We start from the raw sequence: 3,500 nt of genomic DNA, 5'->3' as shown, positions 1-3,500 counted from the left end.
GTCGATTTCTACCTCACCCCGCTACGCACCCCAAAACCGGAAGAGCCCGCAAAGCTTCCGATCCCTCTCTTGCGAATGACGGTGAAATAGTCACTACGGGTTAAATAGTCTTTACCAGTACAGAGCGATGATATCGCCTACCAAATAGAGATCTGAATCATCGTTCGGTGGGCGTAAGACGTTTTCCTCGCTCTTTAGTGGAGCTCCGGTTCCTCGGCCTAATTTAATTGCCTTGCTTCGCAAGTTTCCGATCTCATCGGGAGTGGTTTCTGTGCTTCCCGACGACGAAAGTAAAACATCAACTTGGTTAAATGCATTATTAAGTTGACTTTGAGAACTATTGGGAACCATTTGAGCTATTTCGTTAACTCGTGGCTCTAGTTGAACCTTGAGCTCCTCATTGTCGGTTCTGATTTGTAGGTAATGGCTGAGGATTCTTTCCACTGCATCTGAAAGCGGTGTTTCTGCTTTCTGCTTTCCGCTTAACAAGGAATTCAACTCGGCGATTTTTGTATCAAAGCCGTCGAAGCCAGGCAATCCCCTAGCAGCATCGAAGAGCTTGAGGGGAGACCAGCTAGTCGAGAGGGTATCTTGGCTAACTCGAACCAGGGCAATGCACTCGGATTTGTCGAAAAGGAAGCCTCGAACATCTCCCCAATAGTTGTCGAGTTGGGTAAGGCCGACGAGGCGGATAGGATTATTTGCCGTGCCATCAGCGCGACGGATGAGTGCGCTAGATTCTTTGTCCCAGCCCCAATCAACGAGCTCCGAGTTTATTGGAATTTGGCCGATTAGCATTTGCTGAATTAGTTGGGCGGCCTGGATAACGGTGTCGTCCAGGGAAACTCCGAGAGCTGGAGTATTGGCTGAGGTTTCGACAAGCGCGTTAGCAATGGTGCTATAGGCATAAATTGAGTGGGCTTCCAGGCGTATTCTGACCTGAATTAGTTGCCCGCGGTTTAGTCCACCAGTTGGTATCTCTGGTTGATTGCTGGATTGCGGCACGCCGTCCCAGATTTGACTTTCTTTTCCGGCGTAGGATTCTCTCGACACAAAATCTCTGAAAAGAGACTGTTCTGAAGAGACTTGTTCGATCTGTAAGGTTCTGCTTTTTCCAGATCGAAAGCTGATAGATGATGTGCCATTCGAGGCTCGATCATTGACCCGAGAAATAGATGCACCGCTGCCGGGTGTCAATCCAAAGTCCTTTGTTCTCGTCTGAGTAAGGGTCTTTTTGGCATCCTCAGGACCGAACCGGGAGATATACAAGCTGCGAAGAGCCAATTCATCGAGATAGAGGAACTGTCTTATGTCGCCCAGCGGTGACGCTTTACGGGAAAGCCGCTCGATTTTCCTTAGAATCCGTGAGCGACGGAAGCTTTCGTGCTTCTTCCTATAGTTTCGGAACCAACTCTTAATATTCACTTTTCTTCGCCCTTTCGAGCATTTCGCGCGGTAGTTGCTTTTTCAAATCCCAAAAGAAAGTGATCATTATATATTCTTGAACGACCTTCGATGACAGCTAACTCTCCTGAGTACTGGAGAATCGACCGTAGTTCTGCGGCAGTCCATCCTTCGGTTTGTGACGAAATTTTATCGAAGTCAATATCGTTGGCTAGCGTTGGCGTGCGAGACTTTAAAATCTCAAGACGGTCCATTTGATTCGGTAGACGAAAATATACTTCGCGGTCAAACCTCCCAGGTCGGCGCAGCGCGCGGTCAATGTCGGAAATACGGTTGGTTGCCCCGATAGTTAGGACATTTTCAGGTGCACCTACTCCGTCCATGTTCGTGAGAAATACATTAACGAGACGGGAACCGTGTTCATACGCATTCGAACGGTCTTTAGTTAAAACATCAATCTCATCAACAAAAATGATCGACATTTCTTGTTTAGCTGCGTCCTCGTATATTGCTTCAAGTCGTTCTTCACTTTGCCCTACCAGTTGACCACCTAGAGACGCGGTTGTAACCAAATAGAAGGCGGACCCAGACTGGGCTGCCATTATTTGAGCTAAAAAGGTCTTCCCAGTTCCTGGTGGACCTGCGAAAAGGACCCCGTGTACAGGATCAACCTTCATCTGTGAGATTAAATCTCGTCCCTCCAGCGTGGTGTACAACTCTACTATTTGTTTTGCGTCGGTCAGTATCTCGTGCGAGCCGACAAAATAGTCCCACTGAAATCTCTCAGGGTCTAGGTCAATACGAAACTTCGAGGCACTGGCTTCATCCTCGATAGTGCTTTTTCGCGCTGCTTCTTGTGGGATGACTCTCAAAATCGAAGAACTCTCATTGAAGAGGGCGTAATCTCCCAGACTCCATCGAGCATTTCTATGCACCAACTTGTGGGCATACCCGTCTGGAGTCTTTATAAGAATTTCGTCGGGGCCGGACTTTTGTTCGATAACCCCAATTTGGGCCTTAACCTCCCAGCTCTCGTCGGATGCGATTTCCCAGCCCGAGGAATACACGAGGATGTCGCCTACCTTAGGGCTCAATGTCTTGATCTCTTGATCCCCGGCTAAAAGCAGCCCATTTGGTAAACGCACCATCGGCGTTCCTTGGGGTGTGAAGTGATCGAGCTTAACCGTGAGTGTTGTTAACGGTTCGTCCAATGATTCGCTTCTTCCGATTGCTCCCGCGGCATTACATGCGAGGTTGATGGATGTTTACGGCCTGAGTGGGCTTCACTCTATAGGTTGAGATTTATTAGCGTCTCAGTATATCCGCATCGTTTAACAGGAAGCACGCGATTCCTTTAGTCATTTGCATCCGCAGGATGCTTAGGATTCCGATTCGACGTGTTGCTGTAATTTTGTGTGCCAAACATTTGAGGTGGCGATGAATGAAGCATTGGTTGCGGATTTGATTTTCTGACGGCGGGTTGCCGTCTGGATAGATCGCGGGCCGATACTCGAATTCTGACTGGGATCGCTGTGTGGTGAAAGTTTGAGCAAATGCGCAGGTCGTTGAGTGATTGTTTAGTGCTGTTGCAAAGTTGGGCGGAGAGCAGCGAAGACTCAGTTTCTCATTTCCTGATGGCCGCTGCGTGTGGGCGTTGTTAGGCCGTCTCGAAGACCCTGTTGACGATCACCGCGTCCGGGTTCGGTTGCCCGTGAGGTCAAACACAGTGCCTTGCCCTTTCCGCAATGAGTGTATCGCCTCCATTCCTTTCAACGTCCGATATGCAGATGTCCGGTTCTTAAACGTGCCTTTCGGCCCGAGGATCCGCTTCAGTCGACCATGGTCGCCTTCTAGGATGTTGTTGAGGTATTTCACCTGTCGGTGTTCCACTGTTGGCGGGCAGGTTCCCCCTGACTTCAACTCGGCGATTGCCCTGGCTAGGGAGGATGCTTTATCGGTGTTGATCACTCTGGGATACCCGGCTGACGCATTGTATCTGAGAGCCTTGGCCAGAAAACGTTTCGCTGCGGCCACGTTCTGCTTCGGAGAGAGGTAAAAGTCCAGGGTCTGGCCACCGGCGGTGATCGCCCGATAGA

Annotated in this window: 2 protein-coding genes and 1 pseudogene; all 3 read right to left on the bottom strand. The window is 49.5% G+C overall.

Annotated features, from left to right (window positions below; all coding sequences use genetic code 11):
• Nucleotides 1-111: 111 nt before the first annotated feature.
• Complete coding sequence (locus HMPREF2808_RS11480; protein ID WP_070533517.1) at nucleotides 112-1,425, bottom strand: DUF6414 family protein; 1,314 nt, start codon at nucleotides 1,423-1,425, stop codon at nucleotides 112-114.
• The gene (locus HMPREF2808_RS11475; RefSeq protein WP_141752611.1) at nucleotides 1,422-2,615 is read right to left on the bottom strand and encodes an ATP-binding protein; all 1,194 of its coding nucleotides are present in this window, start codon (nucleotides 2,613-2,615) and stop codon (nucleotides 1,422-1,424) included. Before HMPREF2808_RS11475 ends, HMPREF2808_RS11480 begins: the two co-directional genes overlap by 4 nt.
• A 446-nt stretch (nucleotides 2,616-3,061) precedes the next feature.
• Nucleotides 3,062-3,500, bottom strand: a pseudogene (locus HMPREF2808_RS11470) (DDE-type integrase/transposase/recombinase); the annotation flags it as partial.

This window comes from Corynebacterium sp. HMSC078A10, assembly GCF_001811565.1.
GTDB lineage: Bacteria > Actinomycetota > Actinomycetes > Mycobacteriales > Mycobacteriaceae > Corynebacterium > Corynebacterium hesseae.
This window is presented reverse-complemented; position numbering and strand designations above follow the sequence as displayed.